General features: G+C 65.1%; 25 protein-coding genes. 13 read left to right on the top strand and 12 right to left on the bottom strand.

Annotation, left to right across the window (positions count from 1 at the left end):
* Positions 1 to 231 precede the first annotated feature (231 nt).
* The 6 genes from ACLMAJ_RS19820 to ACLMAJ_RS19795 are packed head-to-tail and all read left to right on the top strand — an operon-like array spanning position 232 to position 6680.
* On the top strand, positions 232 to 963 hold the full coding sequence (locus ACLMAJ_RS19820; RefSeq protein WP_412015231.1) for a tryptophan 2,3-dioxygenase family protein: 732 nt from the start codon (positions 232 to 234) through the stop codon (positions 961 to 963).
* Positions 960 to 2102, top strand: a complete 1143-nt coding sequence (locus tag ACLMAJ_RS19815) for an aminotransferase class V-fold PLP-dependent enzyme (protein ID WP_412015229.1) — start codon at positions 960 to 962, stop codon at positions 2100 to 2102. The genes ACLMAJ_RS19820 and ACLMAJ_RS19815 overlap by 4 nt, the downstream gene beginning before the upstream one ends.
* A 32-nt stretch (positions 2103 to 2134) precedes the next feature.
* Positions 2135 to 3382 (top strand): tryptophan 2,3-dioxygenase, encoded by a 1248-nt coding sequence (locus tag ACLMAJ_RS19810; protein WP_412015228.1) that lies wholly within the window; start codon positions 2135 to 2137, stop codon positions 3380 to 3382.
* Entirely contained in the window at positions 3379 to 4365 is a 987-nt protein-coding gene (locus ACLMAJ_RS19805; RefSeq protein WP_412015227.1) for a DMT family transporter, read from the top strand. The genes ACLMAJ_RS19810 and ACLMAJ_RS19805 overlap by 4 nt, the downstream gene beginning before the upstream one ends.
* Positions 4349 to 5104 carry an SDR family NAD(P)-dependent oxidoreductase gene (locus ACLMAJ_RS19800; RefSeq protein WP_412015226.1) on the top strand — a complete coding sequence of 252 codons (756 nt, stop codon included), beginning with the start codon at positions 4349 to 4351 and terminating at the stop codon, positions 5102 to 5104. Before ACLMAJ_RS19805 ends, ACLMAJ_RS19800 begins: the two co-directional genes overlap by 17 nt.
* Positions 5094 to 6680, top strand: coding sequence for an FAD-dependent monooxygenase (locus ACLMAJ_RS19795; RefSeq protein WP_412015225.1), 1587 nt, complete (start codon positions 5094 to 5096; stop codon positions 6678 to 6680). The genes ACLMAJ_RS19800 and ACLMAJ_RS19795 overlap by 11 nt, the downstream gene beginning before the upstream one ends.
* 89 nt (positions 6681 to 6769) lie before the next feature.
* Here the strand turns inward: ACLMAJ_RS19795 and ACLMAJ_RS19790 are convergent, their stop codons facing one another.
* Positions 6770 to 7363 (bottom strand): TetR/AcrR family transcriptional regulator, encoded by a 594-nt coding sequence (locus ACLMAJ_RS19790; RefSeq protein ID WP_412015224.1) that lies wholly within the window; start codon positions 7361 to 7363, stop codon positions 6770 to 6772.
* A gap of 211 nt (positions 7364 to 7574) precedes the next feature.
* On the opposite strand from ACLMAJ_RS19790, the gene ACLMAJ_RS19785 reads away from it, so the two are divergent.
* From ACLMAJ_RS19785 to ACLMAJ_RS19775, 3 genes are all read left to right on the top strand, one after another.
* Entirely contained in the window at positions 7575 to 8150 is a 576-nt protein-coding gene (locus tag ACLMAJ_RS19785) for a hypothetical protein (protein WP_412015223.1), read from the top strand.
* Between the two features lie 244 nt (positions 8151 to 8394).
* Positions 8395 to 8736, top strand: coding sequence for an LGFP repeat-containing protein (locus tag ACLMAJ_RS19780; protein ID WP_412015222.1), 342 nt, complete (start codon positions 8395 to 8397; stop codon positions 8734 to 8736).
* 279 nt (positions 8737 to 9015) lie between these two features.
* Positions 9016 to 10365: a family 1 glycosylhydrolase gene (locus ACLMAJ_RS19775; RefSeq protein ID WP_412015221.1), complete on the top strand. Its 1350-nt coding sequence runs from the start codon at positions 9016 to 9018 to the stop codon at positions 10363 to 10365.
* Positions 10366 to 10448: 83 nt separating this feature from the next.
* Here ACLMAJ_RS19775 and ACLMAJ_RS19770 read toward each other — a convergent pair whose 3' ends face one another.
* From ACLMAJ_RS19770 to ACLMAJ_RS19760, 3 genes are read right to left on the bottom strand one after another with little or no spacing between them, the layout of a single operon-like run.
* The gene (locus tag ACLMAJ_RS19770; protein WP_412015220.1) at positions 10449 to 10727 is read right to left on the bottom strand and encodes a hypothetical protein; all 279 of its coding nucleotides are present in this window, start codon (positions 10725 to 10727) and stop codon (positions 10449 to 10451) included.
* A gap of 20 nt (positions 10728 to 10747) precedes the next feature.
* Entirely contained in the window at positions 10748 to 10921 is a 174-nt protein-coding gene (locus ACLMAJ_RS19765) for a hypothetical protein (RefSeq protein WP_412015219.1), read from the bottom strand.
* Complete coding sequence (locus ACLMAJ_RS19760; protein ID WP_412015218.1) at positions 10912 to 11538, bottom strand: hypothetical protein; 627 nt, start codon at positions 11536 to 11538, stop codon at positions 10912 to 10914. Before ACLMAJ_RS19760 ends, ACLMAJ_RS19765 begins: the two co-directional genes overlap by 10 nt.
* Before the next feature lie 193 nt (positions 11539 to 11731).
* Here ACLMAJ_RS19760 and ACLMAJ_RS19755 point away from each other — a divergent pair, with 193 nt between their 5' ends.
* The gene (locus ACLMAJ_RS19755; RefSeq protein WP_412015217.1) at positions 11732 to 12112 is read left to right on the top strand and encodes a hypothetical protein; all 381 of its coding nucleotides are present in this window, start codon (positions 11732 to 11734) and stop codon (positions 12110 to 12112) included.
* A 72-nt stretch (positions 12113 to 12184) separates the two neighbouring features.
* Here ACLMAJ_RS19755 and ACLMAJ_RS19750 read toward each other — a convergent pair whose 3' ends face one another.
* The gene (locus ACLMAJ_RS19750; protein WP_412015216.1) at positions 12185 to 12565 is read right to left on the bottom strand and encodes a winged helix-turn-helix transcriptional regulator; all 381 of its coding nucleotides are present in this window, start codon (positions 12563 to 12565) and stop codon (positions 12185 to 12187) included.
* Positions 12566 to 12666: 101 nt separating this feature from the next.
* On the opposite strand from ACLMAJ_RS19750, the gene ACLMAJ_RS19745 reads away from it, so the two are divergent.
* Positions 12667 to 13539 (top strand): alpha/beta fold hydrolase, encoded by an 873-nt coding sequence (locus tag ACLMAJ_RS19745; RefSeq protein ID WP_412015215.1) that lies wholly within the window; start codon positions 12667 to 12669, stop codon positions 13537 to 13539.
* A 119-nt stretch (positions 13540 to 13658) separates the two neighbouring features.
* On the opposite strand, the gene ACLMAJ_RS19740 is transcribed toward ACLMAJ_RS19745, so the two are convergent.
* The 6 genes from ACLMAJ_RS19740 to ACLMAJ_RS19715 all read right to left on the bottom strand — a co-directional run bounded on the left by ACLMAJ_RS19740 (position 13659) and on the right by ACLMAJ_RS19715 (position 20530).
* The gene (locus ACLMAJ_RS19740; protein ID WP_412015214.1) at positions 13659 to 14897 is read right to left on the bottom strand and encodes an SGNH/GDSL hydrolase family protein; all 1239 of its coding nucleotides are present in this window, start codon (positions 14895 to 14897) and stop codon (positions 13659 to 13661) included.
* A gap of 33 nt (positions 14898 to 14930) precedes the next feature.
* On the bottom strand, positions 14931 to 16361 hold the full coding sequence (locus ACLMAJ_RS19735; RefSeq protein WP_412015213.1) for a DHA2 family efflux MFS transporter permease subunit: 1431 nt from the start codon (positions 16359 to 16361) through the stop codon (positions 14931 to 14933).
* 73 nt (positions 16362 to 16434) lie between these two features.
* Positions 16435 to 16911 (bottom strand): MarR family winged helix-turn-helix transcriptional regulator, encoded by a 477-nt coding sequence (locus ACLMAJ_RS19730; protein ID WP_412015212.1) that lies wholly within the window; start codon positions 16909 to 16911, stop codon positions 16435 to 16437.
* 83 nt (positions 16912 to 16994) lie between these two features.
* Complete coding sequence (locus ACLMAJ_RS19725; protein ID WP_412015211.1) at positions 16995 to 17294, bottom strand: hypothetical protein; 300 nt, start codon at positions 17292 to 17294, stop codon at positions 16995 to 16997.
* A 250-nt stretch (positions 17295 to 17544) separates the two neighbouring features.
* Entirely contained in the window at positions 17545 to 18843 is a 1299-nt protein-coding gene (locus tag ACLMAJ_RS19720) for an amidohydrolase (protein WP_412015210.1), read from the bottom strand.
* Entirely contained in the window at positions 18836 to 20530 is a 1695-nt protein-coding gene (locus ACLMAJ_RS19715) for an alpha/beta fold hydrolase (protein ID WP_412015209.1), read from the bottom strand. Before ACLMAJ_RS19715 ends, ACLMAJ_RS19720 begins: the two co-directional genes overlap by 8 nt.
* A gap of 118 nt (positions 20531 to 20648) precedes the next feature.
* Here ACLMAJ_RS19715 and ACLMAJ_RS19710 point away from each other — a divergent pair, with 118 nt between their 5' ends.
* Positions 20649 to 21713, top strand: coding sequence for an Lrp/AsnC family transcriptional regulator (locus ACLMAJ_RS19710; RefSeq protein WP_412015208.1), 1065 nt, complete (start codon positions 20649 to 20651; stop codon positions 21711 to 21713).
* Positions 21714 to 21788: 75 nt separating this feature from the next.
* On the opposite strand, the gene ACLMAJ_RS19705 is transcribed toward ACLMAJ_RS19710, so the two are convergent.
* The gene (locus ACLMAJ_RS19705; protein WP_412015207.1) at positions 21789 to 22286 is read right to left on the bottom strand and encodes a DUF6194 family protein; all 498 of its coding nucleotides are present in this window, start codon (positions 22284 to 22286) and stop codon (positions 21789 to 21791) included.
* A gap of 40 nt (positions 22287 to 22326) precedes the next feature.
* On the opposite strand from ACLMAJ_RS19705, the gene ACLMAJ_RS19700 reads away from it, so the two are divergent.
* Positions 22327 to 23163 (top strand): MerR family transcriptional regulator, encoded by an 837-nt coding sequence (locus ACLMAJ_RS19700; protein ID WP_412015206.1) that lies wholly within the window; start codon positions 22327 to 22329, stop codon positions 23161 to 23163.
* Positions 23164 to 23170: the final 7 nt, after the last annotated feature.

Genomic DNA, 23170 nt, shown 5'->3' with positions numbered 1-23170 from the left:
GCTATCCGTCGCGTGGACGCACTCGGCTTAGGCAGCGTGAACAGACCGGAGCTTCTCATGGGCGAGAAGACCCGGACCGTGTGACTATCTTCACTCAGATGAACGGGCGTCCGGTCCGTTCCGTGGCGATGACGCCGAACCTGCCCTGACTTTTCAGGTGCGCGGTTCGAATAACCGCAGATTCGGCTGACGTTGTCCGTGGTGCAGTTCGCGTGCCGGAGGAGACGCATCGTGAGGGACTACTCGCAGCAGGTGCTGAGCGGCGAGGGCAGCAACGATTACGCCCGCTACATGAGAACCGACGCCTTGCTCGCACTCCAGCGGCACCCAGAGGAGGTGCTGCACCGCGACGAGTTGCTGTTCCAGATCGTCCACCAATCGACCGAGTTGTGGCTGAAACTGGCCTGCTCGGAACTACGCGAGGCGACCGCAGACATCCAGCGCGGTGAGCTGGACAGCGCTACCGCGCTGCTTGCTCGAGCCTCGCTCGCAGTTGAACTGGTGACCGATCAGCTGGAGATGATGCGTTACCTGTCACCGTGGGACTTCCAGACCATTCGCACGGTGCTCGGACACGGTTCGGGGGCCGACTCGCCCGGCTGGCTGTCGGTGCGGCGGGACAGTCGCGCTCTCGGCCAAGCCTTCGCGGCGCTTGTCGCGAAGCGCGGGATCGACCTGGCCGAGACGTACCGCGCCGAGCGGAAGGGGGAGATCTACCGGCTGGCCGAAGCGATGATCGAATGGGACGAGCGGGTCTCGCTGTGGCGAGTGCGGCACTACAAAGTCACCACTCGCATCATCGGTCACCAGGTCAGCGGCACGCAGGGTACCCCGGTGGAGATGCTGACCAAGCTGATCGCGCACAAGTTCTTTCCCGAACTGTGGGAGGTTCGCACCCATCTGACCGACACCGGGCCAATGGCTGAGCCGCAGGGCGAACCCATGCAAACCAGTTCCCCATGAACGTCCTTCCCGCGGTGAGCCCGGAGGCGTTCCGCGCGCGCTTCCCGATGCTCCGGCGGACTGTGCACCTGGCCAGCTGCAGCCTGGGAGCCCGTTCGGTGGAGCTCGACCAGGCGATGGCGCGGATGCTGGACGAGATGACCCTCGGCGGTGCGCCGTGGGAGGTGTTCGAACGTCAGGTGAGCGAGGCCCGTCATCGGTTCGCCGCGCTGATCGGGGCCCGGCCCGACCAGGTGGCCGTGGTGCCCAACGCTTCGGTCGGCGCCTACCAGGTCGCTTCCACTCGGGACTGGCAGGCTCGCCCGCGAATCGTCACCACCACGACGGAGTTCCCGTCCATTGCTCACGTCTGGCTCGCCCAGCGCCCGTGCGGTGCCGAGGTCGTGCACGCCGCTCACTCCGTGGACAGCTATACCGCGCTGATCGACCGCAAGACCAGGCTGGTGTCGGTGCCGCTGATCAGCTACCAGGACGCGGCCCGGCTGCCGGTCGCCGAGGTGGTGCAGGCCGCGCAGGCGGCCGGGGCCGAGGTCTTCGTCGATGCCTATCAGGCGGTGGGCGTGGAACCGGTCGACGTCACACGCCTCGGCTGCGATTTCCTCGTCGCCGGGACCGCGAAGTATCTGTTGGGACTACCCGGCCTCGCCTTTCTCTACGCCCGCACACCCGAGCGTGCCGACCACACACCACGTCTCACCGGCTGGTTCGGCCGGGTCGATCCGTTCGACTTCGACCCACTTCGGCTGGATTTCGCGGCGTCTGCCACGCGGTTCGAGACCGGCACGCCGGGGGTGCCCGCCTGCTACGCCGCCAACGCCGGGCTACGCCTGATCGGCGAGCTGAATCTTTCCGCGGTCCGTGACCACGTGAGTCATCTCGGCGAGCTCGCGCGCAAGCAGCTGACCGAGCAGGGCGAGCAGGTGCGTACCTTGCCGCCCGCACAGCGGGGCGCCCACATCGGACTTGTCGACCCCGACCCCGTCGGGCTCGGCCGCCGACTGGCCGAACGAGGCATCGCGGTCAGCCCCCGCGGCAACGTCGTCCGATTGTCGTTCCACTACTACAGCGATGCCGAGGACGTCGCTGCACTCTGCGCGGCCCTGCGCGACGATCGGCTCTCGCGAGGGCGCTTGCCCTGATCCATGCCGTCCCGAACCAAGAGGCAGGCTCCATGTGCACGGCTGAGTTGACATCGTGGTTACACGAACCGAACTCCCAGCGATTCCCATACGAGGCCGTCATCCGCGCCTATCACAGCGTCGGTAAGCACTTCGTGCCCACCGATGTGCTGAAACTGCTCGGCGAGGCCCGCGCTGTGCTACCGGGATTGCATGGACCGTGGCCCCGTTTACGAACGCTCGCGGCATTTCTCGACATCGCGCTGGACAAGTCGGACAACCGCTACGACTATCCGACCTACCTAGCCCTCTCACTACTGGAACTACCAACGGCCGATGACCAATTGGAGCAGGCGTCCTTCGCACGCTCCCGATGCGACCGGCTCACAGCGCAACTCGTCGCCGACGCACTGGCCTTCGAGCTGGCCGCGCTCGACGAACAGACCACGCTGCTGCCGAAGATGCGACCGGTACCGGGGCTGGTCGCAAAGCGCGTCTGGCACGGGCTGCGGTCGATCCAGCCAGCGCTGGCGCGAATGGCGCTGGACGGTGGGCTGACGGCCATCGAGCATGCAGACCAGGCACGCCAGGCCTGTGCGGTGGTGTACGCCGACATGTCGTTAACGGAGCGGCGCACCTTGCAGCTCAGTATCCTGCCAGTGCACACGGTGCACGACGAGTACTTGTTCCTGCGAGTGTTGCAAGCGTTCGAAACTACGTTCGCGCTGCTGGCCATACACCTGCGCGGGGCCGTAGCGAGTCTGACAGCCGGCGAAGTGGACCGAGCCATGTACTTCGTCACCAGTTCCGAGACGGCACTGCGCGAGGCGGCGCCGCTGTTCTCGATGCTTGCGACGATGCAGGTCGAGTCATTCCGGACCTTTCGCCAGTTCACCGAGGGCGCGAGCGCGATACAGTCGCGCAACTACAAGATCGTCGAGTCGCTGTGCCGACGTCCGGACGCCGAGCGCGTCGACTCACCCGCATACCATTCGGTGCCCGAGGTACTCAGCCGAGTGATGGCCGGGCAGCACATGACCCTCGACGACGCCTACGCGCAAGCGTGCCGCTCCGGCGATCTCGCCGAATCAGACCAGGTGCGGCTGGCCGCGGCGATGGCGGATTTCTCCACCACTCTGGTTCGCTGGCGCAACGCCCACTACCGGCTGGCGGTGCGGATGCTCGGCGACGCCACCGGCACCGGCTATACCGAAGGCACCCCGTACCTGGCGGCCGTGCGAAACATACCGGTCTTCGCCACGGTCGATTCGACAGGCCGAGTTCGGAGTCGATCGACATGACAGAGAACCCTGTTTCGACCACCGCCGCGACAAAACAGCTTCCCACCGGCCTTGCCTTGGTCTTGGGGATGGTCGCGGGTGGTGTCCTTGCCTCCCAGATACGCATCAACGCCTCGCTCGGGCAGCGCCTGGACTCGAGCCTGCTCGCCGCGTTGATCTCTTTTGCCGTCGGTCTCACCGTTTTGTCGCTGGTAGTCGCGGCGAGGCCCGCGAGCCGCGACGGCCTTCGCCGACTGAGGGCCGCGCGACTGCCCGCCTGGCAATTCCTCTCGGGTGTCATCGGCGCCTGCTCGGTGACCACGTTCATCGTGGTGGTGCCGACCATCGGTGTCGCGGTGTTCACAGTGGCGGCGGTGACCGGGCAGATATTCGGCGGATTACTGGTCGACCGGCTCGGTGTCTCCCCGAACGGCAAACGGCCGCTGACGGCCATGCGCGCCGCCGCCGCGGCGCTCGCCGTCTGCGGCATCGTCGTGACCCAGCTGGGCAAACCGGTCGGCGACATCGAAGTAGCGCTCATCGCGCTGGCCTTCTTCGTCAATGTGGCGGTGGCGCTCCAGATGGCCCTCAACGGGCGCCTGATCAAGGCGGCCGGCGACGCGATGGCCGCCACCACAGTGCATTTCGGCCTTGGGCTCGTCACAATCGTCCTGCTGCTCGCGTGCTCCGCCGCCTTCGGAGGTTTCTCGCCGCATAGTTGGCCGACGGACTGGTGGTTGTACAGCGGTGGCGCGATCGGGGTGGTGTTCATCGCAGCCCTGGCGATCTGTGTGCGCGCGCTGGACGTATTCCTGGTCGCGCTCGCCATCAATGGGGGGCAGCTCCTCGGGGCCCTGCTCATCGACGGCCTGCTGCCGGACGGCCCCGGCGTCACCGGCTTCCTGATCGCCGGAGCCGTGCTGGCTATCGGCGCGGTGGTCGTCGGGGGAAATCCGAGGCTTGCGAAATTCGGAAGGAAGCCAGCAGATGCGAGCGAAGTTTGACGCCACCGGCGAGGTGGCGATCATTACCGGTGGCGCGTCCGGTATCGGCGCTGAGCTCGCCAGGGGCTACGCCGCCGCCGGCGGAACCGCGGTGGTGTTCGACGTCGACTCCCTGCCCGATATGGATCTCGATTCCGGACGGGTGCTGCATTTTTCGGTGGATGTGAGCGACCGTGCCGCGGTCGTGACCGCGGTAGCCCACGTGGTCGACACCTTCGGTCGCATCGATGGCCTGATCGCCGGTGCCGCGATACAGCCGCGGGTCGATCTCGTCGAGACCCCGGCGGAGCTGTGGGAGCGGACCATCGCCGTGAACCTCAACGGCGTTGTCTGGGCCTGCCAGGCTGTCGTACCCCAAATGCTCACCCAGCGGTCGGGCGCGATCGTGGCCTACTCATCCGGACTCGCCAGGTTCGGGCGGGGGCAGGCGGCGGCCTACGCGGCCAGTAAGGGAGCCATCGAACCGTTCGTCAAGTCTCTTGCCGCGGAGGTTGCCGAGGCCGGCATCCGCGTCAACGTGATCTATCCCGGAGTCATCGACACCGAGCAGTTCCAGCGTGCCAACCCCACCGGCTCCGAACGCGAGCATTGGCAGCGGACAACCGGCATCGGAACGCCGGCGGATGTCCTTGGCCCGCTGCTGTTTCTGCTATCCGATGCGGCGACCATGTCCGGGTCCACGCTGACGCGGGACCGGGCTTACCCACAAACAATGAGGGAGAGCACCGATGGCGAGTGAGCTGCCGGTCGGCATTGTCGGGGGCGGGCCGGTCGGCCTGATCACCGCGTTGGGCCTGGTCCGATACGGCGTGCCCGTTGTCGTCTTCGAGGAGGACGGCGCGTTGTCCCACGACACGAAGGCAGGCACGACCCTGACTCGCACACTGGAGGTGCTGCACAGGTACGGCGCGCTCGACGACGTTCTGCGGCAGTCGGTCCGCATAGACGAGATCGGCGAGGTGGACCGTGCCACCAACGCGGCCAAGCCAGGCGTGGAAATGGGCTCACTCACCGAGGACACCCGATTTCCCTTTGTCGTCAACGTCCCGCAGCAGGCGATGGAGCCGGCACTGGCCGGTCGTCTCGACGCGCTTTCGCCGGGCGCGCTCCGGCATGAGCATCGCCTCACGGCCTTCCGCGAGGAAGGCGATCACGTGGAAATCACGTTGCAGACTCCGACCGGCGAGCGCACGGAGCGGGTGAGCTACCTGCTCGGCTGTGACGGCGGGCGATCAACGGTCCGCAGGCAGCTGAAGATTCCCGCGCCCGGTCATACGCGTGAGGAGCGGTGCGCGTTGGTGGATGTGAAGGTCGATCTGGATGTCTCCAATCCCCGCGACTACCCCTATCTCGCCTACTTCGCCGATCCCGACGAGTGGATGATCCTGGTTCGCCAACCGCACTGTTGGCGTTTCGTTTTCCCGCTCGCACCGGGCAAGCCCGAGCCGACCGTTGCGGAGCTTCGAGAGAAGGCGACCCACTTCATCGGTGCGGTGGACGAACTCGAGGTGCTCGGCAGCAACGTGTATTCGGTGCACCATCGGGTGGCCGACCGGTACCGCGCCGGACGGGCCTTCCTGCTCGGCGACGCCGCGCACCTCATCACCCCCATGTGGGCGCTCGGTCTCAACACGGGAGTCCTCGACGCGTCCAACCTGCCCTGGCGGTTGGCCTGGGTGCTACGGGGCTGGGCCGACGACACACTCTTGGATGGCTACGAGACCGAGCAGCTGCCCGTGGCCTTGCGGGGTTCTGGTCAAATGGCGCAGGCCGCATACGAACAGATGCAGAAGGCCAGCGCCGGCGGCCCGGTCGGAGCCGGCACCTGGGGAACCGCGATGACCCGCGGTCTGCTCGGCGTGCGGCTGCCGGTGGCCGAGGCAGGCGATGTATCGATCGTCCGTGGCGGCGATGCGCCGCGGCCGTTGGTAGCCGGCGATCGGCTGCCGGACCTGCCGCTCTTCGGCGACAGTGGGCGAACCTATCTGCACGACCTGGCGGCGGACTCATTCGTAGCGCTGTACTTCACCGATACCCGTCGCGGCCCCGAAATTCCGCCGCAGCACTCACCCGCGCTGCGGCACTACGCGGTGAGTCGATGGGATGCGCCACACGACAGTGGATTACGCGACCGGGCCCTGTTCGACCCGGCGGATAGGGTGCGCAGGCGGCTGGGCATCACGGGCGACACTCTGGTTCTCCTCCGCCCGGACGGACATGCCGCGGCGGTCGCCGACTGGGACGCGCGCGAGCAGGGCGTGCCGCTGGCGGTGAAGCTTTATCGCGACGTCACCGGCCGGTATCCCGTCGACTGAACCGCTCGCGCGTGCACACGCCGAACGACTGCGAACGCTGGACAATGCCCGCCGACATGCAACGCCGCACGCAATGTCCTGCGATGGCTCTACTTCGACGCGGAGTCGATGTCGAACTGCAGGATCCCGTCGACTCCCCGGAGGAATGTGTCGCAGACCTCGGTCGGTCCCGACAGGCATCCCGAGGCCAGCGCACCATCTCGCAGCATCACGAAGTGTCGGCCCGCTAGCTCCGGCTTCGCCTCACCGGCCTGGGCGAACAAGTCAGCGATAAGGCCGCGGAACCATTCGCGGTGGGCGAGGACCATCTGATGCACAGGATGTACGGGGTCCGGATACTCCGCTGCCGCGTTGAGGAAGGCACATCCGCGGAAGTGGTCCGACTGGATACCCTCGGCGATCGATTCGGCGACGGCTCGCAGGACGTCAACGACCGGTAGGCCGCTGGTGACGGCCTTGTCGACGCCTTCGCGCTCCATGTCGTGAACGCCCTGCAAATACGCGACGACGAGGTCTTCCTTGCTGGGAAAATGCCGATACAACGTGGCGCGGGTGACCTTCGCCTCCGCGACGATCCGATCGATCCCCACAGCGTGCAGGCCCTCCGCGTAGAAGAGCCGGGTGGCCGTCGCGAGCAGCCTCGACCGCGCTTCGGAGACCTGGCCTCGAGTGTTGTGCACCACCCGATCGAGCCTAGCGGATAGAACGATCGGTATCTCTGATGGTTTGCACACACACAGAGATAGAACGCTCGGTTCCGTCTGCTGCCGCTGATGAGATCCATATCGACCACGACGGTAGATAGAACGATCTGTCTTGACATTGCGGGCCGCGCGCACGAGACTTCGCAAGACCGATCGTTCTATCTCAGTTGATAATCGAAAGTGAGACTTTATGTCCATCGATGCCACCGGCACCGACACTGTCGCCGCCCACCGCAGTAGCGCCAAGGGGCTGCGCGACCTCTATTACGCCCGCTTCGGATTCGCCATCGTCTGGGCGGGTCTGATCACGCTGGCGGCTCCGGCGCTCCCCGCGGTCGGGGTTGCCGCCCTGGTGGTGATCTATCCGTTGTTCGACGTTGCCGCGGCCGTGATCGACTACCGCACTTCGGGCGCCGAAGGTCCACGGGGCGCGCTGTACATCAACATGGTGTTGAGCCTGCTCGCGGCGACCGGATTGGCCGCCGCGTTTACCTCCGGCATTCCCGACGTCCTCCGGGTGTGGGGCATCTGGGCGATTACCGCCGGCATTGTGCAGTTGGTCGTCGCGATCTTGCGCTACCGGCTCGGTGGCCAGTGGGCGATGATCCTCAGTGGCGGGATCTCGGTCTTGGCAGGCGGAAGCTTCATTCTGCAGGCCGGCGGGCCCGATGCGTCGCTCAGCAAGGTCGTCGGGTACGCAACGTTGGGCGGCATCTTCTTCCTGATCTCGGCGATCCGCCTGCACCACGTCATCAAGGGGCAGTGATCGGTCCCGATGTCGCCGAACTTGTTGCACGCGAACACGATCGCCATCATCGGCGAAGATCCCGCTGGACCGCCTCTGGCACACGGTCCCCGCACCGCCCGAATTGCGCGAAATGCCGGAGCCACAGCGAATCCGGAGTGAACAGTTGCTGATCGCCGCGTGAGTCGCCGCATGGAATCAATGAACCTGCGATAGCGTCGACGGCGGCATTTGCCAACTGATATCTGATGGAAGGAACTACCGAATGGCGTTCGAGGCCAAGGGAACTATCGGCGACCACTACAACGAAGCCGGCGGTGCGTCGAGCCCGCTGGGCGAGCCGACCTCGGATGAGCAGGACGCTCCTAACGGCGGCAAGTACCAGGAATTCACCGGCGGCGTCATCTATTTCAGCCTCCCGACTGGCACCTACACCGTGTACGGCGCTATCCGTGGGGCGTGGGAGGCCGAGGGCGGCGCGGGCGGCCGACTGGGCTACCCGACTTCCGACGAGCAGGACATCGAGGGCGGAAAGATCAGCCACTTCGAGCATGGCTCGATCAGCTACTCGATCGCTGACGACAAGACGACGGTCAACGCGAACTAACGCTACAAGCCACGTGCGCGGGCACTGACCTGACAGTTGGTGCCCGCCACGCCACGTAAGACTCGTCGCCCCGGCGCGGGGCCTCGACGACGGTTCGGCGCGTCGAGCGGCTGGTCAGGACTCGCGGGCAGCGGCGGAGCCGCATCGGTTCGAATCGACACCACGGACGAAACCTCCTACGTCCCTGGCAAATCTGCGCACTGTAGACGAACACGCGGAACAAATGTCGGCTATCGCGCAAAGGGCACGGCGACGGTACACCCTGGTTACCCTGAGGTGATGCGACTCCGGTTTCGTCGGTATGCCCTCGCTGCACTCGCCGTTGCTGCGTCGACTCTGCTGCTGTGTACGAACTCTCAGGCGGCCCCGCCGATTCAATCGGCCGCTGCCATAGCGCCGGTGGACCCCGGCTTCCTCTGGGGTGTCGCCGCCTCCGGCTTCCAATCCGAAGGCCATGCGCCCGACAGTAATTGGACGCGGTACATCCCTTCACACCACGACTACGACGCGCTCGACGATTCGGTCGACTTCTACGACCGCAACGCATCGGACATCGACTTGGCGGCCGCGCTCGGCGTACGGGTCTTCCGGATCGGGATCGAGTGGGCGCGATTGCAGCCCGCGCCGGGCGTCTGGGACGAGCGGGCGTTCGGCTTCTATGATGCCGTCATCGCGAATATCGTGCGGGCGGGGATGCGTCCGATGATCACCCTCGACCACTGGGTGTACCCGGGCTGGGCGGTGGATCGCGGTGGCTGGCGCAGTCCGGGCATGGTCGAGGATTGGCTGACCAATATGCGTGCGGTGGTCGATCGCTATGCCTCTCGCAATCCGCTGTGGGTCGCGGTGAACGAGCCTGCCGCGTATATCTCGCACGAGGTCCGCAGGGGCGCCGCCGACGCGGGCGAGATGCAGGATCGAGTCGCCCAGGCGCACAACGCCATCTACGACTACATCCACCAGATCCAGCCGGGGGCGCAGGTGACCAGCAACGTCGGCTACGTCGCAGGGGCGGAGGCGGAGGTCAACGGGGGCTTCCTCGACCGCGTCGCGAACCGGCTCGACTATGTCGGCATCGACTACTACTTCGGCTACGACCCGGTGCAGTCACTGCTCGGATCCATCACCAGAGCCATCGGATCCTCGGTTCCGAACATGCCGGGCCAGAACATCTGGGACCTGCCCTTGCGCACAGAGGGTATCTACTATGCGCTGCAATATTATTCGCGTCGTTTCCCGGGCAAGCCGCTCTACATCGTCGAGAACGGCATGCCCACCGAAAACGGTCGCCCCCGCGGCGATGGCTACTCCCGCAGCGATCATCTGCGCGACACCGTCTATTGGATCCAGCGCGCCAAGGCCGACGGCATGAATGTCATCGGCTACAACTATTGGAGCATCACCGACAACTACGAATGGGGCAGCTACACACCACGTTTCGGTCTCTACACCGTCGACGTGCGAACCGACCCAGCCCTCGTTCGCCGCCCCACCGACGCGGTCGGCACCTACACCCGACTCGTCGACGAGGGCGGTGTCCCCGCAGGCTATCGCCCCACCCGCAGCCCAGCCCTCTGCATCCTGGTCGACCCACCGGCCAGCTGCCTGACCCTGGTCGCGGTGCGGTAGACGCGCCCCGTCCGGAGATCGCCACGGCCCGCGAGCTGTGCGACCACCTGCTCGGCCGCACCGATGACCAGGAATTATGCGGGCTAGTGGGTGCGTGCCAGCGTCACACCGAGGCCGTCGATACGGAAGTCGTGGTCCAGGGTGAAGAAGCGGCCGCCACGATCCACCGCCAGCATCTCGTCGTCGTCCGCGGAGGCTCCGACGACCTGACCCACCAGACATTCGGGCAGCGACATGACATGCCAATCCCCCTGGGCGGCGGCTTCTTTCACATAGAGCATGCCATCACGCGCGGTGAACGCCCAGCGGCGATTGAAGGTCTCGACGGAGGTGCGGAAGTAGACCTGGTCGGGCAGCGCCACAGAGGCGGGCGGGAGGGCAGCTAGCCCTGCGGCACTCTGATCAGCGCCGGTTTCGGGGGTGTGCCGACCGTGCCGATGAGCACGCAACCACCCGGATCCGCGACCACGCCGGGATGCGCTGTGAGCCCGGTGAATACGAGTCCAGCGGCCGCGATGAGGGCGGCACGCTCGGCCGTGCGATTCACTACAGCCATCCCAGGGTTCCGAAGACGATGAGGGCGAGAGCATTGACGCCGAGGATCGCGCCGACCGCGATGGCCTTGGCGCGCACCGTCGGCAGATCGTGGACCCAGAAACAGGCGACGAAGAACGGTACGTAGCCGATGCAGAAGATGAGGAACGGGAAGCCCGGCTGCCACCAGGACCAGTCCCAGGTCAGCACGCCCGCCTTGTTCAGCAGCACCTCGACGCCGACAGCGGCAGCGGAGTTGAGCGCGATGAGTACCGGCCGGTTCGGGAGACCGAAGATGCGGGTCTGCTTCGGCGGCAGCATCTTCGCGGCCGCCACGCCCATGATGGCGAACATGAAGCAGATCTCGATATTCAGGCCGATGAGCAGCTGATACGCCGTCGGCCCCGTCGCGCCCCATACCGGGGCTCGTCCGGTGGCGTGGAAGACCAGCGAGTTCCAGATCTCATTGAACAGGTCCATGCCCCACAGCGCGAGCCCGGCGAAGAGCACATTCCAATTCCGCCGCTCGATCTCGGTCGCATAGATGTACACGACGATCAGCAGCAGCGGAATCACGTACCACTTGAATTGACTACTGTCGCGCAGCAATTCGAGCGCCACCCGGGCGTGCTCGGTCATCGGTGGACCCTCTCGTCATGACCGACAAATCTCCGACAGCATGTTACAAATCAACGCTGATTGTCAATCTGTAACTGCGCTGCCGGTCACGCTCGGGGCTCAGCGCAGCGCTCTCGTCGTCCGGTAGAAGACAGTGGCGGTACTTCTCACGGGCGCAATGGCCGAATCGCGAATGCACACCTAGCCTGGTGCAATGCCCAAGCACCGCCGCCGCGTTCTCACCATCGGCGCGCAGCGGTATCTCTGGAGTAATTACCACCGGCACAGAGACGGCTGCCAGGAAGTCCTGCGCCTACGACAAGTCGGATCGACGGTCGGGCTGTCGTTGGTCTTCGGGCCCGGCGACGGACGCTGGGTCGCGGACGGCGGCATGTCCGCCGCCGGTGATATTTGCCTGGACGACCGACTGGTGAACCTTAACCAGCCACGCGTGGTTCGCGCGTTTGTCGACGCCGCCGTTGCAGCGGGATGGCTGGCCGAGGCTCGCGCGGTCGGATGCCGCGACGGTTGGGCTATTTTCGACGACGCGCATGCCGACCTATCGCGCCCGCGAAACTGTCCACCCAATCGGTAGAACTAACACGGGCGCGCCTCGCAGCGATGTTCAGCTCACCGCGTGTCGCTCATCATGCTCTCGCATGCGGAGTCAGCCAGCACGGTGTGCGGCGGTGTCGATCTCGACCATGTGCTCCTCCGCCCACTCCCGTAGTGCGGCCAGCGGATTCTCCAGGGAGAGTCCGAGATCGGTGAGGCGATAGTGCACGCGCGGCGGAACGGTGGGTTCGACGCGGCGGGCGACCAGGCCGTCGTGGGACAGGTTTCGCAGAGTGACCGACAGCATCTTCTGCGATACGCCGGGCATCCGACGCTGCAGTTCGGCGAAGCGCACCTCGCCGGGCGCGGCCTCGGCGAGAAGTTTCACCACCATGGACACCCATTTGGTACCGAGCCGATCGAGCAACCGGCGGGTCGGGCAGCCCGGAGCGAACAGATCCCCGCGCTGGCCCGTGCTGGTTCGGGTAGTCACCTGGAGCTCACCACCTGTATCAAAAGTGCCGTCTTGGCAGGCTACCCCAGGTTACCTACGGTCAGCTAGTAACCAACGGTAACCGAATAGCGGAGGATCGGATGTCTCACGAACTGCCAGATCTCACAGTGCGGATGGTGGCAACCAACGGCATCGAGGCGAACGTGGCGATCGCCGGCGCCGGACCGGCGGTCCTGCTGCTGCATGGCTTTCCGCACACCTGGCAGCTGTGGCGCGAGGTGATGGGCCCACTCGCGCAACGACATCGGGTGATCGCGCCGGACCTACGCGGCCTCGGAGCCAGCACACGAGCACACGACGGCTACGACGCGGGCACGCTCGCCGCCGACGCCGAGGGGCTGCTCGACGCCCTGGGTGAAACCAGCGCCTCCGTCGTCGCGATCGATGCCGGCGCTCCCCCGGCGTTCCTCTTGGCGATGCGGCGGCCCGAACGAGTCAACCGGCTGGTGCTCATGGAATCGCTGCTGGGCACGCTGCCCGGTGCCGAAACCTTTCTGGCCGGCGGCCCGCCTTGGTGGTTCGGTTTTCACGCGATCCCTGGCCTTGCCGAAAAGGTCCTTGCCGGAAACGAATCCGATTACCTCGACTGGTTTCTGGCGAGCGGCACCCAAGGCCGCGGCATACCCGCGGAAACTCGCGATGCCTTCGTCGCCGCCTACACCGGCGCCGATTCCTTGCGGTGCGCGTTCTCCTACTACCGGGCGATGCCAACCAGCGCCGATCAGATCCGGCAGGCAGTCGACACCGCCCGGCTCACCATGCCGACGATGGCCATCGGATCCCACCCGGTCGGAACCACACTCGAAACCCAACTCCGCCCCATCACCGACACCCTGACCGGGCACCTGATCGAGGACTGCGGCCACATCATCCCCCTCGACCGCCCGGCGACGTTGGTGCCGTTGCTCGCCGACTTTCTGAATTCGGGTAATCAACAGTCGATGAGTTCCTGAGCCGTCTTGCTGTCCTCCCCCCTTCTGGGGAGACATGATCGCCGAGGCCGCCCTTCTCGAATTCGACACGGGGCAACCCGACCGGACACTCGGCGGCGCTACCCCATCGCCTCCGCTGGTCAGCCGAACTCGGCGGGGTTGACCGCGGCTGCCATCGCGGCATAGCCCGCATCGCCGGGGTGGATGTGATCGCCGCTGTCGAATTCCGGGGCGAAGCGCTGGGGATCGACCGGATCGCGTAGGGCGGCATCGAAATCGACCACGGCGTCGTATGCGCCTGCGGTGCGGATCCATTCGTTGAGTGCCTGGCGGGCGGACTCTGCGGCAGGTGAGAAGTAGGGCGAGCCGTAGACGGGGGTCAGGGTCGCGCCGATTACTCGCAAGCCCTTGGCTCGGGCCTGGCGGATCAGATCGAGATGCCCGGCTACCAGTTGGTCGGTGGAGACGGGGACGACAGTGTCGGCAGCGCCCGGACCGTCGGTGCTGAGCCCGATGTCGTTGATGCCCGCGAGGATGATGACGGTGCCGACACCCGGTTGGTCGAGTACATCGGTGCGGAATCGGCGTCGCGCACTGTCCCCCAGCCAGGACGAGTCGACGGTGACCCGGTTGCCCCCGATGCCCTGGTCGATGACCGCGCGTGGATTGCCTTCGGAGGCAAGGCGTTCGGCCAGCTCGTCGGGATACCGGTTGTCGGCGTCGGGAGTCGAGCGGACGCCTTCGGTAATGGAATCACCGAAGGTGACCACACCGGAGTGGTGCGGGAGCACATCGAAGACCTCGACGCCCGACAGGTAATACCAGGATTGGGTGGTCTCGGTGAAGGCGGTGCCGACGCCGTCCGCGCGGTGGTCGCCAGTGGCGCGGTAGGTGGTCGCGTGGGCCTGTGCATGGTGGGTCGCCGGACCGGTCGGCCCGGCGAGGTGGAGCGTGATGGTCAGTGACTGGAAGGGCTCGACCGGCAGCGGCACCGGATCGGTGGTGAGATCGGCCCCGGCCGGAATTCGGAATTCCGAGGCAAGGCCGAAGGTCAAGGGCCGCAGGGTATCCCGGCGAATATTTGCGCCGGTGTCGGTCACCGCGATCGTGGCCCCGGCGATTGCCAGTGGCTCGGTGCCATATCGATTGGTCAGCCGTACCCGGGTGGCGACACCCCCCTGGCTCACCCGGATTATCTGCCGCAGAGTGTGATCCGAGAAACCCTCCTCGGACCAGTTGGTTCCCATTGTCTTACTGGGCATTTGTGCCGAAGTCGCCCACACTGCGGTCCACCCGGCCCCCTCCAGCGGCGCAGCATGCGCGGTTACAGCGGCCGCGAGCAGGAAGAGGCCGACCACCAAGGCCCGAAGAAAACGCATGACGAAGTCCGTTCAGCAGGAATTCCGGATGGATCAGAGAGCGGGAGTCGCGAATTCCGCAGGGACGGCAGCGGTGATGGCGGGCCGACGCAACACCGTCAGGCTGACCACCAGCGCGGCGGCCAACAGCCCGGCCGCGACGGTGAAGGCCAAGCGGTAACCGCTGGTCAATGCCGCGGCCTCGGAAGCACCCGAAACCAACTGGCTCCCAGCGCGAGAGGCGGCGAGCGTGGACAGCACGGCAATACCCAGCGCCATGCCGACCTGCTGCGTGGTGTTGAACAATCCGGAGGCCAACCCGGCATCCTCGGCATCCGCATCGGACATACCCAGCGTGGCCAGCGCGGGCAGCACCAGCCCACCACCGGCGATCAGCACCATCATCGGCAGCAGATCGACGACATAGGTGGCATCCACCGGAAGCCTTGTCAGCCAACTCATTCCGGCCAGCAGCAATACCAATCCGGTAACCAGCACCGCACGTTCACCGAAGCGGGTGATCAATCGAGCCGAGGCGAACAGCGACACCCCGCCGATGGCGACGGCCGCGGGCAGCATGGCCAGCCCGGTGGCCAGTGCGCTGTAGCCGAGGACCTTCTGCATGTACAGCGCGACAATGATCTGGAAGGCGAACATGGCCGACAGTGTCAGCATCTGCACCAGATTTGCGCCGGATACATTGCGGGAACGGAAGATTCGCAGCGGAAGCAGCGGCGTACGCGTGGTCAACTGACGCGCGACGAAGGCGGCGAGCATGCCGACCGCGACCGCCCCGAGCCCCAGCGTGTGCGCGGAAGTCCAGCCGTACGCCTCGATCTTCACCACCGTGTAGATCCCCAGCATGAGTCCACCGGTCACCAGCAGCGCACCGAGGGCATCCGCTCCCGCGGACAACCCGATACCACGATCGGCGGGCAAGGCCTTCACCGCCAGCGCGACGGTCACCACCCCGATCGGCACATTGATGAGGAAGATCCAGTGCCAGTTCAGCGTGTCGGTCAGCACCCCGCCGAGCACCTGGCCGATGGAGGCGCCTGCCGCACCGGTGAAGCTGAAAATCCCGATGGCCTTTGCCCGTTCACGATTCTCGGTGAACAAAGTGACCAGGATTCCCAGCACCACCGACGAGGCGATAGCACTGCCCACGCCCTGTAGGAAACGCGCGGCGATCAGCATTTCCGGCGTAGTGGCCGCGCCGGCGAGCAGCGAGGCGACAGTGAATACCGCATTTCCGGTGAGGAACATGGTCTTTCGACCGATCAGATCACCGAGCCGCCCGGCCAGCAGCAGCAATCCACCGAAGGCGATGAGGTAGGCGTTCACGGTCCAGCTCAGTCCGGCCGCAGTGAAGCCCAGATCGTTCTGGATCGCGGGCATCGCGACGGTCACGATGCTGCCGTCGAGGATGGTCATCAACGTCGCCGCCGACAGTACGGCGAGGGCGAGGCGCTTGGACATTGTCATGGGTCATCTCCCGTTCGAAACCAACAAGAGAGACCGTACTAGATAGTTCCGTTGCAGACAATACTGAAGCGGACTATTGCCTGGCGCGTCGCGCCGCCGACACCTCCACCGGTGCCGCGAGATGCCCTTCCGTCAGGGAATTCAAGGCGCGCAACAGGTTTTCGCGATCCTCCTTCGACAGGGCATCCAGGGCATCCCGATGCACCCCATCGACAATCTCCTGACTCCGCTCGGCGACCTTCTCCCCCTCCGGGGTAACCGCGATAATCCGAGCCCGCCGATCCGTTGTGGATGGCCGCCGCTCCGCCAACCCAGCCTTCTCGAGCGCGTCGACAGTGACCACCATGGTGGTCTTATCCATATCCCCGATCTCCGCGAGCTGAATCTGCGTCCGCTCCTGCTCGAGGGCATGCACCAGCACGCAATGCATGCGAGCGGTCAGCCCGATCTCGGCCAGCGCCGCCGCCATCCGCGTGCGCAGCACATGGCTCGTGTGATCGAGCAGAAACGACAGGTCGGGCTCATCACGCTTGGGCGCCAGTGCAGTCATACCACCAACTATAGTTTTGTTGCAGATAATCTGCACTCCCCCGCAAGACCCACGGGGATGCTCCCGGCCGATCGAGCCCCAGTTCAGAAGGGCGAGGCGTCCAGCCCCTGCGGGGAAATGACGAAGCCGCCTTCGCCGGCGGAGTCGAGTCCGGTGTCGAGGATCTTGTCGTCGAGGAAAACGGCGGCCTGCTGGTTCATGAAGATGCGCGATCCTTCGGCATCCAGGACCTGATCCTGCTCGGCCGGTGCCGCAGCGACCTCGAGCTGCAATGTCGCGGCGCCGTCCGTCGTGGAGATTCGCAGCCCGGCATCCTCCGGTACGCCGTCCCCCGAGGTGATAATGCGAACGACCTCGATGGCGGTGGGAGTGATCATCAGCATGTGCCTGTTCCTTCCCGCTGTCGGGACAGTCAGCCGGGTGATGGCGGACCGTCTGTTGCACGCAGGGCGAGCTCCAACACGGTGATCATCGCTGTCGGTGGCGGGCACCGGCGTTTCCGGGGGATAGCCATCCGTCGCCTCGCGAAACCATGTTTCGACATTCCGGGTGTCACATCCCAACAACGATCTCCGAACCCGAGGTCCTGAGATGACCTACACATGATCCCGATCGCGCGGGCTACGCGGCCCGCTATCGGGCGAATTGGCTCGATGTAGTCGCGGTACTCGTGATGGCGTTGTCGAGGTGGCGGACGGTAGGGTGGCCGTTGTCGGCGGGGTGTACGGTGCCGAATTCGAGCTCAGCGCGCGCCGCGCTGACGAGAGCGGTCACAGCTCGCGGTAGTGCCGCTGTTGGATCAGGTGCGAAACGCGGTGAATGGTTCGTTGGGATCCAGGGTGGGAGCGTGCCACCGACGAGCACCGCCGACTGATCCTCGGTGCGATAAAGGGCGGGATCGGCGCCACCGATATGCCAGAAGACAGACGGGCAGCCCGCGGCTGTAGCCAATAGACCGAAGTCCTCGCTGGCGGTGACGGGATTGGGCAGCGCCAGTACCGACAGACCTCCGGCGACGAGCTCCGCCATGACTCGTTCGGTATCGTCCGGCGTGTTGATCGTCAGCGGGAAGCTGTTGTATACCTCGACCACCGGAGCCTGGGGCGCACCAGCGGCCTGAGCCTCCGCTGCGGCCATCCGCTCGATCCCAGCCAGCATCCGTCGGCGTGAATCCGGTGTGAAGGTGCGCAGGCTCAGCAGTACCTCTGCTGTTTCCGCGATGATGTTCGCTCTGGTGCCGGCCCGCAAAGAACCTGCGGTCAGCACTGCCGACGCGGGTATGGCGGCCTGCTGCGCGGTCAACGTTTGAAGGCGGAGTACCAGCGACGCCGCCATCAAGAGTGGATCGATGGCCAGATGCGGATTCGAGGCGTGCCCACCTACTCCCGACAGCTGAACTCTGATGCTGTCGGAAGCTGCCATCAGTGGTCCGCCGCGCGTGGTGATCAGGCCGGCGGGCAACGGCGTCACATGCTGGCCCAGGCAAATGCCGGGTGGCGGAAATCGCTCGAGTAGGCCGTCGTGAAGCATCCCTCGTGCACCCGCACCGGTCTCCTCTGCGGGCTGAAAGATCGCTACGACTGTCCCCGCCACGTTGTCGGTGGTGGCCAATTCCGCGCAGGCGGCGAGCAACGCGACAACATGGAGGTCGTGCCCGCATGCGTGCATCACTCCGGAAACGGTTGAGGCGTAGTCGAGGTCGGTCTGTTCCTGGACCGGCAACGCATCCATGTCGGCACGCAGCCAGATCACCGGTCCTGGTGCACCGTGCAAGACGGCCACTACCCCGGTGCCGCCGACGTGGTCGGTCACCTCCCAGCCTGGCATCGACCGCAGTTCCTGCGCGACCAACGCGGCGGTCGCGTATTCGGCTCCCGACAGCTCGGGATTGGCGTGCAGATGCCGATAGATCTGCTGCCAGTGGTCACTCATGCGAGGCGGTGAGTTCGGCGGCCACCTGGCTGGCGTGAGTCAATTGTGGAAAGTGCCCCGCACCATCAATCACCGTCTGCTTGTGGAAAGTTTCAAACGTCAGGGGGTCGTCGGAACCGACGATTATCCGCACCGGCACCTCGGTCTGCTCGAGCAACTCGCGCAACTCGGCGCGTCGTTCGAGCGAACTGGCTCGGCGCAACGCTTCTATTGTTCGGTTTGCCACCCGGCCTCGCCGCAGGTCCGTGGCGGCGCTGGATATCGACGATCCCTCGGGCACGCCGAGCTGGGCTGCCAATGCATTGGCGGACAGTCGATGCAGCGCCACGGTAGCGAGTGGCGACCTCTTCAACAGACCGGCTCGCTGTTGGAGGAACGGAGGTGAGATCAGGACAACACCAGAAATGCGGTGGAGATGTGCGGCGGCGTAGCGCAACACGGGTCCGCAGCCGAGGGAATTACCGACCAGTACCGGGCGAGTGTCGACCGAGCTCATCAGCTGCGGGAGCAGGGCGTCGATCTCACCCGGTGCGGATCTTCCGAGACCCGGCAAGTCGACCGCCAGGCTCGGGGCACCGAGCAGGCCGCGAACCTCGTCCCAGGAATCGCTGTTGAGTGGCAGGCCGTGCAGAAACAGATAACTAGGTGACTTGCGGTCCCCGGAAACCCACATCCCATCGACAAACCCGGCCGACGGATCGGCAGCGACCGTGCCGAATCGGCTGGATACGAGGTGATCGGTCCATCTACGTAATGTGGATTCGGTAGGCGGCATCGTGATATCCGCGATTCGTGCGACTTCGTTCGCAGCGGAGGTGTCGTACCGATCCTCAGCCAGGAACCGCAACGATTCCCGATCGGCTCCGGTGAGTGCACGAGGAAGTTTTTCGATCACACCAACCGGGATCGAGAATTTGGGTGCTCGAACATTCATATGGGTCGCCAGCAGGCGAATCAGATCCGGTAGCACCGGTGTTCGCTGGTCTAGAACCGTGATCGACTGTCCCGCGGTTCCGTCCTGCGCGGGCAGGCTGGTCAGGAATTCGGCGAAGTAATCGAGATCGACGATTGGGACGAATGTCTTGCTGCCGCCCGGAATCGCGGCGAGTTTGCCATTCCACAGATCTTCGACCGTCGGGGCAAGACCGAGGTATTGGCCGGGACCTATCACGCTGCTGGGGTTTGCAATCGTCAAGGGAATGTGGCGTCCGGCCGCGTGCTGCCTCAACAGCGCATCCGACTCGACCTTCGATGCTCCGTACGCGCCATTCGCGCGGTAGTTCTCGTCCTGTTCGTCGACGCCGATGCGGTAACCGGTGATGTGGACGACACGCCGAAGTTTCGGGCACGCGGTAGCCCAATCGAGGACGTTGAGCGCTCCGGTGACATTCACCGCATACGCCGAATCGTGGTCGAGGCCGAAAGCGAAGCGGGCGGCACAGTTGTACACGTCCTGTATGCCGAACGAATCGAGTTCCTCGGGCAGGCCGAGGTTCTTTGCTGTGATGTCGCATTCCACGACCTCGAGGCCATGGCGGTCGATGGCGCTTTCGTCCAACCAGCTTGTCAACCGCTTCCCAGTGCCGGGACGGACGGCGGCGGTAACCGCACGTTGCTGTTTCAGTAGGCGAGCAACCACGGCGCGGCCGATGAAACCCGCTGCGCCGAACACGATGCTGTCGGACATCGACATCTCCTCACTAGACCGGTCTACCTCTTAGCAGCAACACCGACGACCGGGTTGGGCAATGCCGTAGTAGCCCGGCCCTCACCTGCGCCTTCGTGTCGAATGCCAGAATGAAGCCATGGAACGACGCATCCCCGAAACGCCGGATACCGGCGAATCAGCCACCTTTGCGCCGATATCCGCCACATCCGAACTGTTCAACGAACGTGACTTGGATCTGGTGAATGCGATACAAATCAACCCACGCGCACCATGGACACGCATCGGACCCTCGATCGGCGTCGACGCGACGACAGCCGCTCGCCGCTGGCACCATCTGACGCAATCAGGTCTTGCTTGGACCACCGCATATGCCCCGGAGGACGCCACCATCGGATATGCGCAACTGCGCTGCCGACCATCATCGGTCGCGACGATCTCCGAGCTCGTGTGTCAGTGCCCGTCCATCTTCAGCGCCGAACGCGTCAGTGGCCGATACCAATTCCAACTCTCGATCGGTGCTCGAGATCAATCGGCTCTGGATGACTTCGCCACCCAATGGCTGGGTAGCCTTCCCGGCGCGGTGGAACTGCGCATGGCCGTCGGTCTGCATCTCTACGCGGAGGGCAGCCGATGGCAGCCGCAAGCACTCGATCATGCGCAACGCGCCTTGCTCACCGACGACACAACCCGCGTGCATCCTTCGCCCGGCCCACGTCGCGCCACCGACGACAATCTGGTGAACGCACTCGCGATGGACGCTCGTCGAACGGCAGCCGACCTCGCCATGGACACCGGCCTCAGCGAGACTGCGGTACGGCGCAGGATTACAGAGCTGACCCGTTCCGGCCGTTTGCGTCTTCGCTGCGATTTCGCACAGTCAGCCGCTGGTTGGCCCGTTTCGGTCAGCTTCCGTGCGCAGCTTCCCGCAGCGCGGGTAGCCGCCTTGGGCGCCGCGCTGATGGAACATCCGGAGATCCGTCTGTGTACAGCGATATCCGACACGGAAAACAACATCCTGCTGATCGAATGGCTGTCCGCACTCCAGGATTGTGTTCCCGCGGAAGCCCGCCTCACGCAGAATTTTCCCGAGCTACGAATCAATGAACGGAACGTCACGCTGCGCCCACTCAAACGCATGGGGCGGCTACTGAGCCGAACCGGTGCCGCCGTCGGCTACGTTCCTCCATCGGCGTGGGCCTGACAAGCCGCGCGGCTCCAGTTCCGTTGTCGGTGACGACACGGTGGCCTTCGATCGAAACGGGCGCGTTTTGGTGGGTCATCGGTCTCGGCCCGAATCTGCGTCACCAGTCTGTGCGCCACGCCTGTTGAGGGTGCGCCGCCTGGCGTCCTCATGCGCCGCACGCAACAGGCGAAACGCCTGTCGGCAGGCGCTCTCCCCAGGATTGATGATCGAAACCCAGCCCTGTGCTCGGTAGACCGGATGAGGCAGGACGATGTCGGTGGCTGCGTAGTCGCACGAGGCTGGTTCGGATCGGGGATCCTCGCCAATGAGCTCGATGAACGCGCTTCTCCCGACGTGGATGTTCAGTCTCCATCGATCAGGGATGTCGAGGTCGCAAAGGGTGTCGTCAGGGTAGTTCTTCGTCACGATGGTCGCGTAGGGCTGCTCGCGCTCCGGCACCAGCCCATCGGGTGCGTAGTAGAAGAAGTGGTCTCCCCAGGCAATCTCCGGGAACTCGCTGCCAACGGCGGGCGCGAGTTCGAGAACCCCGTCGAACGTGCGGACTGTCTCGAGGATTTGTTCCATACTCATGGTTCAAGCGTGTACTTGAACCGCTTATGGAGGGTTCCCTATGAACATCGCCGCTATTGTCGCGTCGACCGGCTACTCGGCACAGCAGATCCGTGACCTAGAGAGCCTGGGAGTCATCCCCACCGCGCAGCGAAAGCCCAACGGCTATCGACAGTTCTCCGAAGTACACGTCCGCAACCTTCGCGCCTACAGAGACCTGGCTTCAGCTGTGGGACCGGTCGACGCACGTCGGGCGATGCGAGAGATTCGATCGCTCCCGTCGGGTCAGGCGGCATCGCTGGTCTGCTCATTCCATGTGCGCCTCAACAGCGAGCGCGAGCAAACACTCGTAGCTCGTGCGGCGTTGGAAGCCATCCGCGCCGAAGCAACGACCGATGCAGAGCCCGTCGAGGCCGATTCCATGACCATCACAGAGTTGTCACAGGCGCTGGGCGTCAATGCCTCCGCACTCCGCTTCTGGGAGAAGGTCGGCCTGGTGGCACCTGAGCGGACCGCCACTCGCGCAGGCACAGCGCGGCGCTACCACCTCACGGCGATCCGCGAGGCCCGCATCACCACAGTTCTTCGCGCAGGCGGCTACCGAATCCCGGACGTAAAGGCCGCGATCACGGCCGTTCGAGAACTTCACGATGTCAGCCACTCGCTCAACGCGCTCGACCAGCGACTCGAGGCCCTCACCGAACGCTCCATCGCGCTTCTACGAGCGGGAGCCACTCTTTCGGAGACCATCGAACTAGCCCGCGAGCGTGAAGGCCGAGCGGACATCCCCGTTCGGCCGGCGCCAAGGGTGGCGGCCCGATTCACTCGCGCCGCCGCCCAACCTCGTCGCCCGGTGCGGGCGGGAGGCGATATCCCTAGCCCGGGTGCCGACAATTGAAAACCGT

The sequence above is a fragment of the Nocardia arseniciresistens genome, from assembly GCF_046764875.1.
Taxonomy (GTDB): domain Bacteria; phylum Actinomycetota; class Actinomycetes; order Mycobacteriales; family Mycobacteriaceae; genus Nocardia; species Nocardia arseniciresistens.
This window is presented reverse-complemented; position numbering and strand designations above follow the sequence as displayed.